The organism is Pseudoalteromonas sp. L1, from assembly GCF_021728095.1.
In the GTDB taxonomy this organism is placed as follows: domain Bacteria; phylum Pseudomonadota; class Gammaproteobacteria; order Enterobacterales; family Alteromonadaceae; genus Pseudoalteromonas.
Genome location: NZ_JAKKCT010000004.1, coordinates 191,197 through 207,305, shown reverse-complemented (window position 1 = coordinate 207,305; position 16,109 = coordinate 191,197). Strand labels below are relative to the sequence as shown.

At 42.1% G+C, this 16,109-nt stretch carries 15 protein-coding genes; 7 read left to right on the top strand and 8 right to left on the bottom strand.

Annotated elements, in window-relative coordinates:
- Positions 1–4: 4 nt before the first annotated feature.
- Entirely contained in the window at positions 5–775 is a 771-nt protein-coding gene (locus L3V38_RS13875; protein ID WP_130151646.1) for an NADP-binding protein, read from the top strand.
- A gap of 4 nt (positions 776–779) precedes the next feature.
- Here the strand turns inward: L3V38_RS13875 and hutC are convergent, their stop codons facing one another.
- Positions 780–1,487 (bottom strand): histidine utilization repressor, encoded by a 708-nt coding sequence (gene hutC, locus L3V38_RS13870; RefSeq protein ID WP_130151647.1) that lies wholly within the window; start codon positions 1,485–1,487, stop codon positions 780–782.
- Positions 1,488–1,637: 150 nt separating this feature from the next.
- Here hutC and hutI point away from each other — a divergent pair, with 150 nt between their 5' ends.
- Both hutI and L3V38_RS13860 read left to right on the top strand, forming a co-directional pair.
- Positions 1,638–2,879 (top strand): imidazolonepropionase, encoded by a 1,242-nt coding sequence (gene hutI, locus L3V38_RS13865; RefSeq protein WP_130151648.1) that lies wholly within the window; start codon positions 1,638–1,640, stop codon positions 2,877–2,879.
- A gap of 120 nt (positions 2,880–2,999) precedes the next feature.
- A complete protein-coding gene (locus L3V38_RS13860) occupies positions 3,000–4,673 on the top strand; it encodes a GGDEF domain-containing phosphodiesterase (protein ID WP_205989580.1) in 1,674 nt (557 codons plus the stop codon).
- A gap of 85 nt (positions 4,674–4,758) precedes the next feature.
- Here the strand turns inward: L3V38_RS13860 and L3V38_RS13855 are convergent, their stop codons facing one another.
- Complete coding sequence (locus tag L3V38_RS13855; RefSeq protein WP_130151650.1) at positions 4,759–5,808, bottom strand: formimidoylglutamase; 1,050 nt, start codon at positions 5,806–5,808, stop codon at positions 4,759–4,761.
- 5 nt (positions 5,809–5,813) lie between these two features.
- Complete coding sequence (rraA, locus tag L3V38_RS13850; RefSeq protein WP_130151651.1) at positions 5,814–6,314, bottom strand: ribonuclease E activity regulator RraA; 501 nt, start codon at positions 6,312–6,314, stop codon at positions 5,814–5,816.
- A gap of 212 nt (positions 6,315–6,526) precedes the next feature.
- Here rraA and L3V38_RS13845 point away from each other — a divergent pair, with 212 nt between their 5' ends.
- The 3 genes from L3V38_RS13845 (at position 6,527) to L3V38_RS13835 (ending at position 10,082) form a co-directional block, all read left to right on the top strand.
- Entirely contained in the window at positions 6,527–7,063 is a 537-nt protein-coding gene (locus tag L3V38_RS13845; RefSeq protein WP_130151652.1) for a phosphatase PAP2 family protein, read from the top strand.
- Entirely contained in the window at positions 7,060–8,109 is a 1,050-nt protein-coding gene (locus L3V38_RS13840; RefSeq protein WP_130151653.1) for an MJ1255/VC2487 family glycosyltransferase, read from the top strand. The genes L3V38_RS13845 and L3V38_RS13840 overlap by 4 nt, the downstream gene beginning before the upstream one ends.
- A gap of 92 nt (positions 8,110–8,201) precedes the next feature.
- Complete coding sequence (locus L3V38_RS13835; RefSeq protein ID WP_130151654.1) at positions 8,202–10,082, top strand: HAMP domain-containing methyl-accepting chemotaxis protein; 1,881 nt, start codon at positions 8,202–8,204, stop codon at positions 10,080–10,082.
- Between the two features lie 73 nt (positions 10,083–10,155).
- On the opposite strand, the gene L3V38_RS13830 is transcribed toward L3V38_RS13835, so the two are convergent.
- The 5 genes from L3V38_RS13830 to priA form a co-directional block, all read right to left on the bottom strand.
- The gene (locus tag L3V38_RS13830) at positions 10,156–10,530 is read right to left on the bottom strand and encodes a gamma-butyrobetaine hydroxylase-like domain-containing protein (RefSeq protein WP_130151655.1); all 375 of its coding nucleotides are present in this window, start codon (positions 10,528–10,530) and stop codon (positions 10,156–10,158) included.
- 76 nt (positions 10,531–10,606) lie between these two features.
- On the bottom strand, positions 10,607–11,935 hold the full coding sequence (gene hslU / locus L3V38_RS13825) for an HslU--HslV peptidase ATPase subunit (RefSeq protein ID WP_130151656.1): 1,329 nt from the start codon (positions 11,933–11,935) through the stop codon (positions 10,607–10,609).
- An 11-nt stretch (positions 11,936–11,946) separates the two neighbouring features.
- Positions 11,947–12,465 carry an ATP-dependent protease subunit HslV gene (gene hslV, locus L3V38_RS13820; RefSeq protein WP_130151657.1) on the bottom strand — a complete coding sequence of 173 codons (519 nt, stop codon included), beginning with the start codon at positions 12,463–12,465 and terminating at the stop codon, positions 11,947–11,949.
- A gap of 79 nt (positions 12,466–12,544) precedes the next feature.
- On the bottom strand, positions 12,545–13,072 hold the full coding sequence (locus tag L3V38_RS13815) for an SPOR domain-containing protein (protein ID WP_130151658.1): 528 nt from the start codon (positions 13,070–13,072) through the stop codon (positions 12,545–12,547).
- 16 nt (positions 13,073–13,088) lie between these two features.
- Complete coding sequence (gene priA / locus L3V38_RS13810) at positions 13,089–15,269, bottom strand: primosomal protein N' (RefSeq protein WP_237119778.1); 2,181 nt, start codon at positions 15,267–15,269, stop codon at positions 13,089–13,091.
- 233 nt (positions 15,270–15,502) lie between these two features.
- On the opposite strand from priA, the gene rpmE reads away from it, so the two are divergent.
- Entirely contained in the window at positions 15,503–15,718 is a 216-nt protein-coding gene (rpmE, locus tag L3V38_RS13805) for a 50S ribosomal protein L31 (RefSeq protein WP_036973208.1), read from the top strand.
- Positions 15,719–16,109: the final 391 nt, after the last annotated feature.

Genomic DNA, 16,109 nt, shown 5'->3' with positions numbered 1-16,109 from the left:
CCAAGTGATTGTTAATGATAATAAATTAGTGGTACTAGGCGCTGGCTGGCTAGGGGAAGCACTTTGTCTTAAGGCAAAGGAGTTAGGTTGGCAGGTGCAAGGCACAAGAAGAGAGGTCAAGCATGACTATGACTTTCAACGCCAATTGATATTACAACCAAGTGGATTGAAGCATACTGTCTCTTTAAAGGACGCGTGGTGGGTATGTGCTATTCCACCTAAAAGTCGTGATAGTCAAAGTGATTACCTAGCAACGCTTTCTGCTAGTTTAGAGTTAGCTAAATCGCTGCAATGCCGTGGGGTTATTTTATGTTCTTCAACGGGTGTGTATAACAACGCTGATAATACATATACAGAGCAAAGTACTATTGAATGTTCATCACCTCGCCAACAGCTTTTGTATGATGCCGAACAATGCGTGCTACAAGCGGGCGGTAAAGTATTGCGGCTGGCAGGGCTAGTTGGGCCAAACCGTGAACCAGGGCGGTTTGTTGCAGGTAAGGAGCTTAAGAGTTCAAGCCAACAACTCGTCAATATGGTGCATCGAGACGATGTTATTCATGCTATTTTCAAGTTGATTGAAGGTTGGTCAGATGCATCTGCAATCTATAATGTAGTCAATCCTGCTCACCCAACAAAAGTTGATTATTACCAGCAAAAGTGTGCCGAGCAGGGTAGCTCTGAGCCAAGTTTTACCAGCGATGAGGCCAAGATGCGAATCATTGATGGCTCGGCAATTGAGTCTTTAGGCTTTCAATATCAGTGGCCAATTTAAGCGGTTATTTTTTAAAGGTTAAATGCCCTCCCAGTCTATATTTACTGCCTGGGGAGACTAAGCGTGCAAAGCTTACGATCCCCTCAGAGCACCAAGTTCGACGAATAACCTGCAGGCAAGGCTCTTCATTATAGAGGTTGAGCCACTGACACATTTCATTATTTGGCATGATTGCTTCAACTGTATGTCTTGCTTCTGTTAGCGGGGCTGCACTTGAAAGGTATTCGTGGGGAGTCAGGGTGTGAAAGTTCTGTTGCAAATAATCTTTAGCCAGCTTTGGATTGACGAAACGCTCTTCAACTTGTAATGGTTGCTCATTTTCATTGTGGACAATAACACTTCGATAAACATGACTATCAATATCAACACTCAATGCTATAGCAATAGGCGCAACGGCTTGTATTGATTCCATTACTAAAATTGTACAGCTGTATTGGCCATTTCGAGCTCGAACTTCGTCGGCAATATTTTTTATCTCAAGGAGAGAAGACTGTGATTTTAAACTGGCAACAAAGGTTCCGAGCCCTTGGCTACGAGTTAGAATGCCAGCATCTGTCAGTTCACTCAGTGCCCGTCTTGCAGTCATTCTACTTACCTTGAATTGATTGGTTAATTCATTCTCTGATGGCACACGATCGTTTTCTTGCCATTGGCCGGAACGAATATTATCAACTATAAATTGCTTTATCTGTGCGAATTTAGTGATGCTCATTGAAGGCGATGTATAAAGTTAATAGTATGTTACAAGGTGGCATAATTATCTTGTATATACAAGGTGACTTGATAAACTTTACGTCTATTTTAGTTATCTGCTTTGAGCATAGCTAAGTCAGGGCACTGCAAAATTCAGTATAGGTGAAAAATGCACACAATGAATAATAATGAGTCACACTGGGATCTACTAATTACAGATGCCAATATTGCTACAATGAACCCTGCTATTGATGCACCCTATGGTGCTATCGAAAATGGCGCTATTGCTGTTAAAGATGGGAAGATTGCCTGGTTAGGGAAACAAGCTGAGCTACCAAAGTTTGATGCATTAGCTACCCCAACCGTGTCAGCGAAAGGGCAATGGCTTACACCCGGTTTAATTGATTGTCATACTCACCTTGTTTTTGCTGGAAGCCGTGCCGAAGAGTTTGAACAACGACTTCAAGGTGTCAGTTATGAGCAAATAGCTGCAAATGGCGGGGGGATTGCAAGTACTGTTCGCGCTACGCGTGAAGCTGATCATGAAACATTATTTGTTGCAGCAAAAGAGCGTTTAAATGCGCTGTTTTCAGAAGGGGTGACAACGGTTGAAATTAAATCAGGCTATGGTCTTGATTGTGAAAACGAAATTAAACTTCTCGAAGTTGCGCGCTTATTAGGTGAAAACCATCCGGTTGATGTGAAAACGACCTTTTTAGGCGCTCATGCATTACCTTTAGAATATAAAGGTCGTAGTGATGAATATATCGATCTTGTGTGTGGTGAGATGTTAGAGCGGGTCGTCCAAGCCAACTTGGCTGATGCGGTCGACGCATTTTGTGAGAATGTCGGGTTTAGTAATGAGCAAACACGGCGTGTATTTGAAGCCGCGAAGAAATATAACTTACCTGTAAAATTGCATGCTGAGCAGTTATCAAATCAGCATGGTGCAGAGCTTGTCGCTGAATTTAATGGTTTATCAGCCGATCATATCGAGCATCTTGATGAAGCTGGCATTCAGGCTATGGCAAAAGCGGGTACCGCAGCTGTATTATTACCGGGTGCTTTTTACTTCTTAAGAGAAACAAAATATCCGCCGATAGAGCTGCTACAGCAGTACCAAGTGCCCATTGCTATTTCTACTGACTTTAACCCAGGTACTTCGCCACTGTGTTCGTTGCATTTGATGATGAATATGGCATGTACTATTTTCCGTATGACTCCAGAGCAAGCATTAGCTGGGGTGACTCGAAACGCCGCAGGTGCATTGGGTCTTGATGATCGTGGCGTCTTAAAAGTGGGTGCTCGTGCTGATATTGCCCACTGGCAAATATCTCATCCTGCACAATTAAGTTATCAGTTTGGTGTAAATAAACTGTCAAATCTGTGGATTTTGGGTAGACTAAATTAGATAGAGCTTTTACACAGTTTGGATTACATGTCATTGATTGCTAGTTTAACAAGTGCCAGTACAAGTCTTCTCTTTGTGAGTGGAGATGTCATTGCTGTGTTTTTGGCAGGTGCACTGTTTATGGCTATGGTATGTGCGCTGTGTGTGACTCAAAATCCTATTTTACGACTCAGCCTAGTGGTCAATGGTATGCTAGGCCTTGCTATCCTGAGTTTAAGTGAGCCTTGGCTGATTTTGCTTTTGGCGATCAGTTTTTGCTTCCATCTTTGGCAGGCATTCAGAACCACTAATTGGTTAGCCATTATTATAAGTGTCACAGCAGCATTGTGTTTTGCGGTGTTGTTTTCTGCCCATTTATTACTGGATGTTGCTTTTTATTGGCTCGTATCTGCGGTAATAATTCTGACTGTGTCGGGCTTTTTCAACTACGAAGAAGCCAACGAAGAGGAAGAAGTTCCTTCTGTATTAACTCATCATAATGATATGGATAAAACGCCTCTAAGCGACTTGCCTGATCGTAAAGCGTTGCAAGATGGCTTTTTACACTTTCGACAGCAACACCCGAATAATTGCGCTTTAGTGGTGATACGTTTAGAAGGCTTTGAAAGTGTAAATCAGCATATAGGTCGTGATTTTGGAGACTTGTTGCTTGCGCAATCAGCCAGCCGTATAAAACATCAACTTGAATCAGATTCTGTACTGAGTGTCGCGGCCCCTTCAGGACTTCATGAAAAGCTTGTTCATTTAGGTGGATTAAATTTTGCGTTTATTTGTTCACTTGAAGAGCAGCAACATCATCATGAGCAATTAATTAATAAAATTAGGCAAGTAACCTTAAAGCCATTTAATGTGGCAAATTGCACCATTGAAGTGAAAGTTAGAGCCAGCTACGTTAGTTGTGATAACCCAGAACATAGTTTTGATAATTTGCTCTCGTTTGCCAATCTTGCGCTTGATTCCAACCCGAATAAGGCTATTGTGCCTTACCATGCAAATATGATGGTTGAACAGCTTGAACAACAAGCACGACTGCGCGAGTTGTCTAACCTTGATTTTGCCAGCGAATTAGAGCTGTATTTTCAACCGATTATTCGTAATAGTGATGAGCACATAGAGTTTTTAGAGTTGTTATTGCGATGGCAGCACCCAAAGCAAGGTATTTTGGCTGCTAATAAGTTCATTGATGATATACGTGTTGCAGGCCTTGGTTATCCTGTCGCTGCGTATGTAATAGAGCGAGCAGCAGAGCTTGCGATGGCGCTGAGAATGGAAGGGATTGAGCTTCCTCTAAGTATTAATGTGTTTGGCCCCGAAATGCTCAATGAAGAGTTTATTGAATTTGTCGATCGTATTTTCAGTGAACACCGCTTAGAAGTGGGTGACTTGATCATTGAATGTCCACTTGATTTGTTTATGAATCTTGATGATCAAGGCAAAGCGATGATAGCCAGATTAAATAGTATTGGTATCAAATTATGCGTAGATGGGTTTGGTGATACCCCTATTTTACTTTCAAAACTGCCAAACTTAAATGTGGAGTACATAAAAGTAGCTCCGTCGCTTACTGCTGACTTCGCTCATCAAAGCCAAGTGCGTAGCTTGGTATCTGGTATGGTTGATATGCACAACCAAAACAATGCAAAAGTAATATGCGAAGGGGTCGAAACTCAAGAGCACCTTAAGTTTGTTAAGTCGCTCAATGCCTATGCGGCTCAAGGATATTATTTTAGCTATCCGTTGAGTAGTGTAGGGATGATGTCTTGGTTAAAGCAGTGGCGCTTAGAGCATCAATGATTATAGCTGTGGGTTTACCCCACGTTGCTTATTACGTGATATAAATTGCGCGATATAAAATCGCGCCTACAATCTTAACCTCGAACTAACCTGCTTCCCTGGCTTGTAAGTAAGCGTTCACAAGGGCGGTGATGATTTGGCCAGCATCGTTCATTCCTGCTTCTAAACCAACCGGATGTTGTGAGGGCGCACCTTCGCATAAGTGTAAGTAATGCGCATTGCTGTTGCTTGCTGCTACATGTACAAAGTGTTCTGCATCTGCGACACTAAACCCGCAGTTTGTATAAGCACTCACAGGCATTAGTGAAATACTGTCGAGATCGACTTCAACTCCTAATGGCGCTTTACTTAAACGTGCTGTCGCTTGTTTGCATGCAGTTGATAGGTCAATAGTACGGCGTACTTGAATATCTTGATAACTATCAAAGGTGAAGTGAGCGCTTTTGAGTGCATCAAGTATCGCTTGATTATTTTTAAACTCATGTAAGCCTATGACGTGATAATCAGCGAGATGATTTTCTTCAAAGGCATACCTAAAGCCATTGCCGCTGTGACGACCTTCGCATTCTCTAAAATCTGCATGAGGGTCAAGGTTTATAGCATGAACGGGTTTATTATACTGTTTACTTAAGGCTCGCAAAATTCCTAAGCAGTTGTTGTGCCCACCGCCAATGACGATAGGTTCTAAACCCGCAGCGAAGATCATTGCAAGCACGTGCTCAACGCGGGTATCTATTTCTGCACAAAGCTGGCGTAGCTTAGCCAATTCGTCATTGTTTTTATTATCAAGGTGTGTGGCTTGTTGGTGTAAGTCATCAAGCGCCACTTCGCCTAGTAGCAATACGCGCTCATGATTTAAAAACTGGTTATGTGATTGATTTAGGAAGCGTTTTAAAAAGGCAGACCATGCTTGGTGTGAGCCACCATTACCTAAATTTGCCCGTGGGCCAATATCTTCACATACTCCAATCAATACATAGCGAATCCCGAAGTGTTTCGCATCAATTAAAGCTTGTTGGGCGTTAACATGGGTATCAAGTAAAGACAGTGCTTGCCATGCTTTTTGTTCATTTAAGCGGCGTGTACATAAATGTTCTACAGCCGCTCGTTCATAAATTTTAAGGTAATCAGTCACCGAGTTTAGTCTTCTTCTATTACTTCTAACTCTAATTCTTCGGCAGATAAAAGAATGCCAGTGCTGTCTGCATAGATAAAGTCGTCATCAAAAAACGAAACCCCTGCGAAGTTAACACCAATGCCGTCTTCGCCGGCACCTTCGCTATCAGCTGCTACGGGAATTGAAGCAATCGCTTGAACACCTAAGTCGAGTTCTTCTAACTCATCAACATGACGAATTGCACCGTAAACGATGATACCTTGCCAATTATTTTCTAATGCGATCTCAGCCAGCTCAATATCGATTAATGCACGGCGAGTAGAGCCGCCACCATCAACGAGTAGAACACTATCAGTTCCATCTGTTGATAAAATTTCGCGGATCAGCTCATTGTTTTCAAAGCATTTAACAGTTTTTACTCGACCACTAAAGCTTGAGCGTCCACCAAAATTAATAAACATTGGTTCGAGCACATCAACCACATCTGCAAAGTGGTCGCATAAATCCGAAGTGCTGTAATCCATTTTTTCATCCTCTAAAGAGACTGTCTGTTTAGTATTCAGTATACCTTGATACAACTCAATAACAACGACTTAATGTGGGTTTATTGGTTTAAATCAAAGGATTTTGTGCACCGCAACATTAGTGTCTCAAAAGCGTCACCTAATTGTTATTTTTAACGCCTAAGCTGAGATGAGTATAAAAATTAGGCGCAAAGTATGACAAGGAGCTCACCATGGCAAACAACATACTTACAAGGTTAGCAAAGGTTGATGAGCAGCTGTTTTTGAGTGTCTTCAATGACGCTTCGCCAAATTGGGTGAAAAAGTCAGCAATCGGTTTATCAAAGACGGGAGATGGCGGGTTATATGTGGTGTTGTTCATTGCTCTTTGGTGGTTTACAGAGCAATTACACTTTCAGCAACTTGCACAGTGTCTATTATTGGGTTTTGCAATAGAACGGCCTATCTATTTCTTAGCAAAAAAACGGATTGCAAGGGTGCGTCCATGTGATTGCTTAGTCAAAAGTGCTTATTTGATCCCGAGTGACCAGTTTAGTTTACCGTCAGGGCATAGTGCAGGAGCATTTGTCGTGGCCACAATATTGGCTATTTATTTTCCTGAGCTTGCATTTGTCTGTTTTATGTGGGCATCAGGTGTAGCCATATCAAGAGTGGTAATTGGAGTACATTATCCTGCCGATGTATTGATAGGAGCGGCGATGGGGTCGTGTTGTGCAATGTTAGCTGTAATGGTGGTGGAATATCTATGAGAATTTTATATGGTATCCAAGGGACGGGAAATGGTCATATCACACGCGCTCGTGTCATGGCAACGACCTTTAGTACATTGGGTGTTGAGGTAGACTATGTGTTTTCTGGTCGAAGTGAGCTTGATTACTTTGATATGGACGATTTTGCCGACTACAGAACATTTCGGGGTTTATCGTTTAATAGTAAATCAGGGCAGGTTGATAGCCTAAAAACCCTAAAGAATGCACGCCCTTTACAGTTATTAAAAGATATTAAAAACTTAGACTTGCGCCGCTATGATTTAGTGTTCAATGACTTTGAACCTATTACAGCGTGGGCTGCCAGACAGCAAGGAATACCTGTGGTAGGTATGAGCCATCAAGCTGCATTTTTATCAGATAAAGTGCCTATGTTTGGTCGGGCTTTCTTGCGGCGTGCACTTATACGTAATTATGCACCAGCGAATGTTTATCTAGGTGTGCACTGGCAACCTTATGCTGAGAATATTATTCCGCCATTTATTGCAAACCATCACCATGACAACCCTGTAATGGTCGAAAACAAAGTACTTGTATATTTACCATTTGAAAACCTAGACAGTGTTGTTGATTATTTAAAGGATTTCCCTGAACGTGAGTTCTATTGCTATCACCCCGATGCCAAGGATAGCTCAATAGGCAATATTCATTTGCGTGCGCCATCAAGAGTCGGCTTTTTAAATGATTTAGCCAATGCGGGTGGCGTTATCGGTAATGCGGGGTTTGAGCTTGCTAGTGAAGCCTTACAATTAGGTAAAAAGCTACTCTTAAAGCCACTTGGCAAACAATTCGAGCAAGGTATCAATGCACAAACGTTATTAGCGATGGGAGCTGCACATGTCATGAGCTACTTGAATCCAAATGCAATGGATGACTGGCTTCAATCCCCTCAAAATAAAAAACTGAATTTTCCGAGTGATCCAGCTCCATTAGTCGACTGGTTGCAGAAAAAACAATGGCAACAGCTAGATAAGTTGCATCATCATTTATGGCAACAGGTTGATCTGGGACAAAAAATCATTGTATAAGCGTTTTTTATAGCGGAAAATGCATGCAAAATTTAGCTGCTTTCAATAATTTAGCTATACTCTAAAATGCATATTTCGATGGGGCACTTTGAATGAATGTATTACAAAACTTAACTATAAAGCGTCGTTTACAGTTAAATGCGCTGGTTGTTGGTCTTGCAATGGTTGTGATGCTGTGTGTAATTATCTTTGAGTCGCGCATGATGCTCAAGCTCAATGAAACAATTCAAAATGCTGAAGAGCTCGATATTCACGAGCTCGCTATGCGTAAGCACGAGAAAAACTTCCTATTTTACAAAGATGTAGATAGCCTTGAGTTATTCGAAAAAGAATATGGTTTTTTAAAAACCAAAATGGCACGCCTTGATGAGTTACTTGCTGATTTATCAATGGATGCAAGTAAACTAAATGAATTTAGAGGGCTTGCGAAAAGCTACTATGAAGATTTTCAGACAGTTGTTGTGCTGCAAAAGAAAATCGGTCTACACCCTAAAGATGCGCTTTATGGTGACTTACGAGGGGCTGTTCATCAGGTCGAAACGTTATTAAGTGAGCGCGAAAATTTTCATTTGTTAACGCTCATGTTGCAGCTGCGCCGTGCAGAAAAAGACTTTATGTTACGCTTTGATTTAAAATACTTAAGCAAGTTTGATGACCTGGTTGAAACATTCAAAGCAGAGATCAGAAACTCACGATTCGACGCCAGTTATGAAAGTCAGTTACTGAGCTTACTAACCACCTATCAAACAAAGTTTAAAGCATTAGTCGATGCGCAGGTGGCACTTGGCCTTGATTTAGAGTCAGGCGCATTAGGTGAAATGAAGGCCAGTGTTGAGAAAAGTGATGCTATTGTCTCTGAACTCACTAGTGACACCAAAGCGTTTGTAGAATCAAGCGCAGCGCAAGCACAGTTCATTGCCGTTATGGTATTTATTATTGCCAGTATTGTGGTTATGGCATTGGTTTACTTTACCAGTCGTTCGATTATTCAGCCAATTGAGCGTGTTTACCACACGATTAATGAAATTCGCCGCAGCAATGACTTAAGTATGGCGATTGCTCAGTCAGGTAAAGACGAAATTACCACCATGTCTATGGATTTCAATAGCTTGATTGGTGATTTTAAAAAGCTAATTTATGAGGTCAATACTGCACTAGGAACGCTAAATGTTGCTACTGAGCATTTATCAGAAACAACCGCTGCGACTAGTTCGGGTATGCAAGAGCAGTTACACGAAGCAGATATGGTTGCCACAGCAGCAACCGAAATGCAGGCAACAATTCAAGATATTTCTCATAACACTGAAGCAGCAGCCAAAAAAGCAGAGTCAACCAACTTAAGTGCTCAGCAAGGTCGCTCTGAAGTTGAATCAACCGTGGTGCAAATTAACCACCTGTCTGAGTCATTAGGTAATGCATCGAATGTTGTATCTCAACTTGAAAAAGATGCCGAAACGATTGGCTCAGTACTTGATGTAATTCGTGGTATTGCAGAGCAAACCAACTTACTTGCTCTGAATGCGGCAATTGAAGCTGCTCGCGCTGGTGAGCAAGGGCGTGGCTTCGCTGTGGTTGCTGACGAAGTACGTTCACTGGCACAGCGCACGCAAGATTCAACGCAAGAGATTGAGAGTATTATCTCCACTCTACAAGGGCGTACTCAAGAAGTGGTGAGCATTATGCAGGAGTGCCGTGCACAAGGTGGCGAGAGTGCAGATCAAGCCAGCAAAGCGGGTGAGTTACTGCGTTCGATTACCGAAGATGTGCAAACTATTATGGAAATGAGTACACACATTGCAACGGCAATCGATGAGCAAAGCCAAGTAGCCTCTGAGGTTAACAAGAATGTGGTTCGCATTCGTGATATAGCTCAAGAAGCGTCAGGCCATGCGGCAACCAATGCGCAAACCAGCGAAGAAGTATCTGAGCAAGCGCGTGTGCTTTATCAAGCAATTGATAAGTTTAAAGTTTAATACATTTTCTGGAGATAAAATAAAAGCGCGTTGACAGGTCGTCATCGCGCTTTTTGATTTTTGATAGCCTCTACTAAGGCACAAATTTAATAGGCACGCTGTCTTTGTTAGCTTCGTGCTCTGTGACTCGCGTTTGGTATTTGTGCCAAAGTTCATCATGATTGGCTTGTAAGTCTGCTAAGTAATGCCAGCTGTATAAACCGCTATTATGATTATCACTAAATACTAAGCGCAGAGCATAATGGCCAACCGGCTCAATCTTACTAATCGCTACTTGCTGTTTATCAAGCACCAGTTTCATAGGTTCGTTGCCATGACCTTGTACTTCTGCTGAAGGCGAGTGAACACGCAAAAATTCAGCATTAAATCGCGCAATAGAGTCATCATCAAAATGAACATCTAAGACTTTACTTACAGTGTGGTAATGAACTTTAGTGACTTCTTTCATGTCAGCCTCGAATAGACGATTTATAAACTAAAAAGCCTCCAGTTGGAGGCTTTTGATTATAACGCTAATTTGTTGATTAAAGAATGAAGCGGCTTAAGTCTTCATCTTCAACAAGTGCACCTAAGTGCTGCTCAACATAGCTTGCATCGATTGTCAGTTTTGAGCCTGCTTTTTCAGATGCATCAAATGAAATTTCTTCCATTAGTTTTTCCATCACAGTGTGCAGACGACGAGCACCAATGTTTTCGGTTTTCTCGTTAACTTGCCACGCTGCTTTAGCAATACGCTCAATTGCGTCATCAGTAAACTCAACATCAACTTGTTCTGTTTTTAACAGTTCACGTTGCTGCTCAGTGAGCGATGCGTGAGGTTCGGTTAGAATACGTTTGAAGTCATCTGCTGATAGTGCTTCAAGTTCAACACGAATAGGTAAACGGCCTTGAAGTTCAGGGATCATATCTGATGGTTTAGACATCTGGAATGCGCCTGAAGCAATAAATAACATGTGATCAGTTTTCACCATGCCGTGCTTAGTGCTTACTGTTGAGCCTTCGATGAGTGGTAGTAAGTCGCGTTGTACACCTTCACGACTTACATCAGGGCCAGATGCTTCACCACGTTTACAGATTTTATCAATCTCATCGATAAACACGATACCGTTTTGTTCAACTGCGAAAATAGCCTGCTCTTTTAACTCTTCAGGGTTAACAAGTTTTGCTGCTTCTTCTTCAACTAGTAGCTTAAACGCTTCTTTAATTTTTAGCTTACGCTTGCTGCGCTTATCGCCACCCATATTTTGGAACATGCTCTGTAGCTGGTTGGTCATTTCTTCCATACCAGGAGGAGCCATGATCTCAACATTAGGCTGTGCTTGTGCAACATCGATATCAATTTCTTTATCGTCTAGCTGACCTTCACGTAATTTTTTACGGAAAGATTGACGAGTTGAAGAGTTCTCTTCGGTTTTTGACTCACCAAAGGTATCGCGTGCTGGTGGCAATAAAGCATCTAAAATACGCTCTTCTGCCGCTTCTTCAGCGCGATGTTTGAATTTCTTAGTTTGCTGTTCACGTGTCATTTTAATCGAAATATCAACTAAGTCACGGATGATAGTCTCAACTTCTTTACCAACATAGCCCACTTCGGTGAACTTAGTTGCTTCCACTTTAATGAAAGGGGCATTAGCAAGTTTTGCAAGGCGACGAGCAATTTCAGTTTTACCCACACCTGTAGGACCAATCATTAAAATATTTTTTGGTGTTACCTCTGCACGTAAATCATCGCTCAGTTGCATACGGCGCCAGCGGTTACGTAGCGCGATTGAAACTGCTTTTTTAGCTTTTGCTTGGCCAATAATATGTTGATCAAGCTCGTGAACGATTTCTCTTGGCGTCATCTCAGACATAGCAGTTCCTATTACAATTCTTCAATGGTTTGATAGTTATTCGTAAATACGCAGATATTACCTGCAATTGTCAGGCTTTTTTCGACGATTTCACGAGCACTTAAATCGGTATTTTCCAGTAGTGCAGTGGCTGCTGATTGTGCAAAGTTACCACCGCTGCCAATGGCAATAAGGTCATTTTCAGGCTGCACCACATCGCCATTACCAGTGATAATTAATGAGGCGGTTTCGTCTGCGACTGCAAGCAGAGCTTCAAGCTTTCTAAGGGCGCGATCACTACGCCAGTCTTTAGCCATCTCAACGGCAGCCTTGGTGAGGTTGCCTTGGTGCATTTCTAATTTGCTTTCAAAACGTTCGAATAGGGTGAAGGCATCAGCAGTACCGCCAGCAAATCCAGCGATTACTTTGCCATTATAAAGGCGTCGAACTTTACGGGCGTTGCCCTTCATTACGGTATTACCAAGTGAAACTTGGCCATCGCCACCAATAACGACCTTGTCGTCGCGGCGTACACTTACAATAGTGGTCATGTTTTTCCTCATCTTCGAGCGGCAAAGCCGCTCGTAAAAAGCGATTGATGAGGTGTTTATATGGGTGAATGAACTAAAATCAAGTCCAAAGCCAAATACCGCAGCCCATTATTTTGATGCGTTTCAGTTTATTTTTGTCACTTTCTGCTTGGCGTTTGGTTTTATAGGGCCCTAAGCGCACTTTGTACCATACGCCATTACTTCCTTCGACGCGCTTAGCTTCTGCAACAAGGCCTGCAAATGCTATTTTTGCTTTGAGGGTTTGTGCTTGTTCAAGTGTTCTAAACGAGCCACATTGCATAACGTATGGGCCTTTTTGTTCAAGTTCTTTTACTTCAACTTGAACTTCATGCTCTTTTATTTCTTTTATAAACTCAGGCGGTTTAGGTTTTGGAATCACCTTTTCTTCCGCTTTAGTCGGATTGGCTTGCTGCTCAACAAGTGCAGGGTCAGCATTGTGCTTTATGTACCACAAGCCATAGCCAAAGCAGCCCACAAGAATAATAGCAATTAGGACTAAAACAACTGGAAAGGGTTTTTTAGTGGGTGCCTGCTTTTTATTATTTCGATTCGATGGTTTTTTATTTATGTAATCGTGTTGTGCCATGATTCTCTATTGGCCTTTAAATCATATCTATAGGATCAACGTCTAAGCTCCACCGCACCTTTTGCGCAAGTTTACTGGTACTAATATAGTCAACCATTTGCGCTAAATACTGGTGTAATTGGGAACGCTCCTGCGCTTGAATATGTAATTGGAACCGATACTTACCCGCCACACGTTCCAGTGGCGCGGGGATCGGGCCGAGCAATTGTATACCAGATACACTCTGTACAGGAACCAAATCAGTTAAAAAATCCATAACTTGGTTTATGTTATGCCCTTCAGCACGCATAATCGCCATATTCGTAATGGGGGGAAGCTGAGCATCTTCTCGCTCGGTCAGGGCGTAACGAGCAAAGTCGTGGTAGCCATTATTAACGAGATCTTGCAGTAGCGGGTGCTCAGGAAAGTGAGTTTGCAATAACACTTGCCCAGGCTCACCACTACGTCCAGCACGGCCTGCTACTTGTGTTACAAGTTGCGCTAAATGCTCAGTGGCACGAAAATCACATGAATAGAGGCCACTATCCACGTCTAAAATCAGTACCAAGCTAACATCGGCAAAATGGTGGCCTTTTGCCAACATTTGCGTCCCAACTAAAATACGAGCGCCACCTTGGTTGATGTCATCGAGGGCTTTTTCTAGGCTACCTTTACGGCGTGTTGAATCACGATCGATACGGCTAATGGGAATATCGGGAAAGGTTTGCGTTAAAAACTCTTCGATTTGCTCAGTGCCTTTGCCGTTTGGGAAGATCTGCGTGCTGCCACAATCAGGACACTGATGAGGCACGCTATGCTGTTCACCACAGTGGTGACAAATCATTTGGCCAATGGCTTTATGAAATGTTGCGCTGGTACTGCAACGTGAGCACTCACTTAGCCAGCCGCATTCATGGCATATAAGTGTAGGTGAAAAACCACGGCGATTTAAAAATACCATTACTTGCTTGCCACGCTGTAAATGCTGGCGCATATAAGCAAGACTGGCATGAGCGATACCGGCTTGTTCTGGCTGGCCTTTCATATCCAATAGTTGAAACTGATTATCGGTGCTGGTTTGTGCTCGCTGTGTTAGACTAAGTAGCTGATATTTATTAGTAATCGCCTTATGCAAGGTTTCTAAGGCAGGTGTCGCGCTGCCGAGTACTAGTGGAATATTATGTTGAAAGGCTCTGTAAGCGGCAAGATCTCGTGCATGGTAGCGTAGTGTATCTTGCTGTTTAAATGAGCTGTCATGCTCTTCATCAACAATGATCATGCCTAGTGATGAAAAAGGTAAAAATATACTCGAACGTGTGCCGATAACTATCGCACAACTGCCTTTTTCACAAAAGCGCCATGTTTGTAGGCGCTCGTTATCAGTGAGTGCCGAATGCCATAGCATAATGGGCGTATCTGGAAAGCGACGACGAAAACGATTGACGGTTTGTGGGGTTAGACCTATTTCAGGAACCAAAACCAAAGCTTGTTGGCCTTTTTTTAATACTTCTTCAAGGCACTGTAAGTAAACTTCTGTTTTGCCGCTGCCAGTCACACCTTCGAGTAAAAAGCTTGCAAATCCATGCGCTTGGTTAATGGTAGTACAAGCGACAGCTTGTTCTTTATTGAGAGTCGGTTTTTTGCCCACTGTGGGTGCGTGTTGCTGCCATTGATTGTCATGCTCAATAAATTGTTTGATTAGCGCTTTCTCAAGTAGGCTATCAATTGTTTTCTTATTAAAACCGAGCGCTTTTAATTCGGTTAACGAAGACTTACCCGACTGCGCAAGTTGTTTTAATAAGTTGAGTTGCGTTTTCGCTCGTAAAGAGGGGAGCTTTGCCCCTTTTTCGGTCAACTCAACCATATTAATGCTGGTTTTATCAGGGCATTCACCTTGTCTTAATGCTGCTGGCAGCGCGGTATGTATGGTCTCACCCAAAGGGTAGCAGTAGTAGCGAGCTGTAAACTTTAATAGCTCTAAATGACGTTTGGAAAAAATAGGGGCTTCGTCAATCACCTCTATGATGGCTTTTATCTTCTCTTTAGGGATGTCAGTACTTGTTTTCGTGGCAAGTATGACTGCTACTTTTTTTTGTGGACCGAATGGCACAAGAACACGCATGCCCGGCTGCAATTCAGTGTTATGCAACAGCGGTTCAACTTTATAATCGAAGGTACGCGGTAAAGGGACTTTTATGGCAACTTCTACAAAGTGCATGGTGGCTCAACGAAAACAAGAACAGACAGATAATGTACTAAAAATAGTCGTAAAAACCTACCAACAAATGCTAAACCAAGCACCGTCTGTTTATTTTTTTAGCGAAAGATGCATTTAAAGCTTGTCGCAGAGCGTATTGGCCTATAAAATACGCGGCCTATTAATTGTATTAACGACGTATGGTGCCAGACTACGGGTTTGGAGAGCGATGCGGCCTTAACTAGAGGTTCCCTATGAAAGAAGGTATTCACCCTAAGTACGAAGCTATCACTGCAACTTGTTCATGTGGTAACAAATTCGAAACTAGCTCTACTTTATGTAAAGACATCCACTTAGACGTATGTTCTGAGTGTCACCCGTTTTACACTGGTAAGCAAAAGATTTTAGACACTGGCGGCCGTGTTGATCGTTTCAACAAGCGCTTCGGTGCACTTAGCAGCAAGAAGTAATATCTGCTGTTTTGTTAAAAAAAGCACCTTAGGGTGCTTTTTTTATACCTGATATTTATAAAGCATGATGTTAGACGTTATGCTGAACCTGTTATTTTCACTCACTTCCTATATAGCTATTTTTGCTTGTTATGCTCATTATGTCGCTAATTTTGCAGACAAAGTGCAATCCCTTCGCTATATTCTTAGATGTATAAATGATTCTAAAAGTTATAAAAAGTAATAAATTTAAATAACTTTGTAAGTAAATGCTGGTAATGTCGTCGAAATGGTTGTTTGGAACTAATTTCGGCTATTTGCAGTGTTCGTGCATATAAAATACAAAAACAGGTGCTTAAAAGGTCATAAATAGGTGAATTTTTATGTCTGATTAATCGCAACTATGCACAGA

Bases quoted from the DNA above. Each gene is read 5' to 3' on its own strand.
- L3V38_RS13840 (WP_130151653.1), top strand. From the start codon at position 7,060: ATGAGAATTTTATATGGTATCCAAGGGACGGGAAATGGTCATATCACA.
- L3V38_RS13845 (WP_130151652.1), top strand. From the start codon at position 6,527: ATGGCAAACAACATACTTACAAGGTTAGCAAAGGTTGATGAGCAGCTG.
- L3V38_RS13815 (WP_130151658.1), bottom strand. From the start codon at position 13,072: ATGGCACAACACGATTACATAAATAAAAAACCATCGAATCGAAATAAT.
- hslU (WP_130151656.1), bottom strand. From the start codon at position 11,935: ATGTCTGAGATGACGCCAAGAGAAATCGTTCACGAGCTTGATCAACAT.
- rpmE (WP_036973208.1), top strand. From the start codon at position 15,503: ATGAAAGAAGGTATTCACCCTAAGTACGAAGCTATCACTGCAACTTGT.
- hutC (WP_130151647.1), bottom strand. From the start codon at position 1,487: ATGAGCATCACTAAATTCGCACAGATAAAGCAATTTATAGTTGATAAT.
- rraA (WP_130151651.1), bottom strand. From the start codon at position 6,314: ATGGATTACAGCACTTCGGATTTATGCGACCACTTTGCAGATGTGGTT.
- L3V38_RS13860 (WP_205989580.1), top strand. From the start codon at position 3,000: ATGGCTATGGTATGTGCGCTGTGTGTGACTCAAAATCCTATTTTACGA.
- hutI (WP_130151648.1), top strand. From the start codon at position 1,638: ATGCACACAATGAATAATAATGAGTCACACTGGGATCTACTAATTACA.
- L3V38_RS13835 (WP_130151654.1), top strand. From the start codon at position 8,202: ATGAATGTATTACAAAACTTAACTATAAAGCGTCGTTTACAGTTAAAT.
- priA (WP_237119778.1), bottom strand. From the start codon at position 15,269: ATGCACTTTGTAGAAGTTGCCATAAAAGTCCCTTTACCGCGTACCTTC.
- hslV (WP_130151657.1), bottom strand. From the start codon at position 12,465: ATGACCACTATTGTAAGTGTACGCCGCGACGACAAGGTCGTTATTGGT.
- L3V38_RS13830 (WP_130151655.1), bottom strand. From the start codon at position 10,530: ATGAAAGAAGTCACTAAAGTTCATTACCACACTGTAAGTAAAGTCTTA.